Source organism: Aliikangiella maris, from assembly GCF_040719265.1.
GTDB classification, from domain to species: domain Bacteria; phylum Pseudomonadota; class Gammaproteobacteria; order Enterobacterales; family Kangiellaceae; genus Aliikangiella; species Aliikangiella maris.
This window is the reverse complement of record NZ_JBFDAH010000070.1, coordinates 1-3,320: the sequence shown is the minus strand read 5'-3', so window position 1 is coordinate 3,320 and position 3,320 is coordinate 1. Positions and strand designations below refer to the sequence as shown.

3 protein-coding genes are annotated in these 3,320 nt (G+C 37.5%); all 3 read right to left on the bottom strand.

From position 1 onward, the window contains the following. Positions 1–495 precede the first annotated feature (495 nt). A complete protein-coding gene (locus ABVT42_RS21810; protein ID WP_353898067.1) occupies positions 496–1,005 on the bottom strand; it encodes a PH domain-containing protein in 510 nt (169 codons plus the stop codon). 67 nt (positions 1,006–1,072) lie between these two features. Beyond that, positions 1,073–1,468, bottom strand: a complete 396-nt coding sequence (locus tag ABVT42_RS21805) for a hypothetical protein (protein ID WP_353898066.1) — start codon at positions 1,466–1,468, stop codon at positions 1,073–1,075. A 174-nt stretch (positions 1,469–1,642) separates the two neighbouring features. Beyond that, entirely contained in the window at positions 1,643–2,248 is a 606-nt protein-coding gene (locus ABVT42_RS21800) for a hypothetical protein (protein ID WP_353898065.1), read from the bottom strand. Positions 2,249–3,320 lie beyond the last annotated feature (1,072 nt).

Here is a 3,320-nt window from a genome sequence, read left to right as displayed (position 1 = left end):
GGCAAGCACTAAAAAGCGGACGATGTTAATTGGGTAAAGTCGTTTAATTCTTGCACAATCTTATGATAAATAAATTGGCAAGAAGTATGATGGTAAAAAAGTAAACTACAACATACTTTTAATAACGGCTTAACACCAAACATAGCGGAAGATATTTATTGGAAAAACTCTAAATCTGTGGCCAAAGTTACTTGACCACTACAGTGTGACAACCAAAACACAAAGGCGAAGCCGTAAGCGGGGAACTCCAACCATTGTAAAGTCACGGATGTCCCCACTCAATGTCATATTTTCTTTCTTGATTTCGCAACAAATCATCGTCTAACTTAGTTGGAAATTCAATGTTGGTTATGAAATGATAAATCAGGGTGTCCGGTATTATTTTTTGTCGGGTGATAATATATGTCTGGTTTTAATTTGTTCGAGCTTAATTATTAATAACGCGACCTGACCCGTTATACTAATTTCAAGAGGTATCTTGCCGAGTTGCCTCCATCAATTCTGTTTAGGCGGCCAACACATTAATGTTGGCTTTTTTACTACATTTACTTTACCTTCAAAAAAACGAATTGTATCGAGCAACTCCAAATCAAGGAATGAAGTTATCAAAAAACGTTCTCCTGAACGTAGATATATCAGAGCATACATAAAACTATCTGTTGGGAAATACCGAAAACCTTTAAAATATACTGGAATTGAGTATTTTATTCTTAGTTGCTGAACATCACTAATTTCAAAGCTTTTTTTAGTTTCACCAGAGCATATGAACACCTTATTATCAAAATACTTAACTTTTAAATTCTTGCTCAAACTATAATATTGTACAAATAGAATCATTGCCAAAATAGCTGGACAAATTAAAGCAAATTCGATAAAAATTATTGTATTTTCATGTAGCTTACTACTAATAAATAACTCTATTAATCTAGGTAAAACCAAAGCCAACACTAAGAATAATACAATAATCCAGTAGTGATAAAGATAAGTTTTTTTGTTTGCTCTCATTACTCAATGATTCCAACGATTAGTCGCAACAATCAACCACAGTTTATATCTAATCAACATTAGCCTTCTAATTATAATCCAAGCCATGAGCATCCATATAATCTTGAATTTCCACAGGATCATCCATTCTGTTCATTCTATTCATATGTTTTATCGCTTCAACCTTATCTCCTAAGGTCATGGCATTGTCATAAACTTTATAAATTAATTCATAGCCTGTTGTTGTTGTTGTAGCGAGTACACTTCCTTCAAGACTTACAAGACCTATGGCCATCGGCACTCCAATTTTAGTAAGGTTTATTACTAGCTCTGTCCCTGTGATCTTACCACGTTCATGTTTTTCAATTTCTAATGCTATTTGGGCCACGTTAATTACGTTACCCACCACCCCCGCCACTTTGGAAGCTGTTGCAAGTCTTAATTGTACCTTATTAGCATCCGCGGCTAATTTAGTAGCATCCAAATTTTCAAATTCAGCGATAACTCTCGCTTGTCCATCAGTTAATACAAGTTGACCTGACTCTTGTAATAACTTAGCTTCTTCCGTCCCTAACGCAACGACGGTATTAATTTTAGAAATCTTATCTAAAATCTCTGTAGCCTGATTTAACGAACTATCCCCACTGGGGCTTAACTTTTATTTACATTTGTATTTTTCAAAACTAATCAATGACTGCTCCTTAATTTTGGACCAATACTTAAGTTGACTCAGATCAAAGTCAATTTTTAAGTGATATTTATCTGAGTCCATTCCCAAAGTGCACTCTCCCATAGAATCAGATAATGTAAAACAGCTTGCAACATAAGAATCTAATGATAAGTCATAGTTGTCATCGAATAAATGAAAAACGCCAGCGGAGTCTTTACTTTCCATTTTCCTTAAACCGTAAACTCTCTCTAGCTCAGCCTTCTTCACGCTATCAACTGAACTGCGTAGCTCTTTGTAAAACAAAGATCCAATGAATTTATTCTGAGCTGTTATATGAGCATATATTGTAGAATTATCGTTTTTTTCTGGTACTGGTATATCAAATCGAACACTCACTTCTTTAGCACTACCATTGTTTCCCCAATCAATAGCAACAAACTCTTCATGTGGAATGCATATCGGGTTTTCTTCAAAAATCAGTACTTTCTTAGAGTCCGCACAAGAGCAGATACTTAATAAACCTATAGCAATCAAGATTAATCTAATTGATACTTTGAGGAAGCTATTTACTTGCATCATGATGGTTATCTTCATTTGAAATATATCCTTGTCCAAAACACATATATCCACACCAAGAATTAATAGTAGTTAATCCTCCAGGCCCACTTGTTACAACTGGAAAATTTGGCAAATTAGAAATTTGATTTGTCATCCATGCTTGAAATGAAACCAGTGGTACCCATTGCCCAGACCCGAATGGAGTACCTCCGTAGACTGAAGCAGGCAAGTTTAATTTGGTGAAAACTTTATGATGGAATATGGCACCTTGATATTTGTCTAGCACCCCCCATCGATCACCTAGTTTCTGAGAATAGTCTCTTGCTACGGCTTGAGCATGTCCGCGCATAACTGCAATCCCTACATATCTCAGGTATCGCTCAGTATCCTTAGGGTGTGAATTTTTTTCCAGTTCACCGGCAACTCCAGCTTCGTAAATTAGTCTACCTTTGAGAACTTTTGCCATATCTCGATGAGCTTGAGTTACATCAGGGTTTTCTGGGTCCCACAAAGCCAAACCGGCCTTGGCCCATGGATCCCCCCGTTCATTTCGAGAATTCCAATATTCTTTAAGCATGCCATCAGCAGCAAAAGCTCGCTCTTCTTCTGTCAGAGGAACATGTTGTTTTTTCCCNTTCCAATATTCTTTAAGCATGCCATCAGCAGCAAAAGCTCGCTCTTCTTCTGTCAGAGGAACATGTTGTTTTTTCCCACTGGGGCATCAGGAAAGCCCAACGCGGCAATCGTAGCAATAGCCAATTTTCTCTAGTTCATCAACCACTTAAAGAGCATTTTCTCAGGCGCATCCCCTGACAGCTAAAAATTTTCCCAGACGCACCTTTTTTTGTAAAGCACTAATTTTTTATAGTGCAGTTTCACATGTGAAACGGGCTCTCTAATTCGTTTTTTTAGCCGCTTTTTGAAGTCGTCACTACATCACCATCGGTAGTGACGACTTTCGCAAGCCTTGTTATCACTGGGCTAGCGCCCTGCTTTTAGGAGTGACAGCGGAGTGATGACCAGTTTTAAGGTTAAAGCGGGGGCTACCCCGCTTTGATTAAATGACTGTAATCACGCTTGATTAACTTAACGTGATACTGCCACTCAC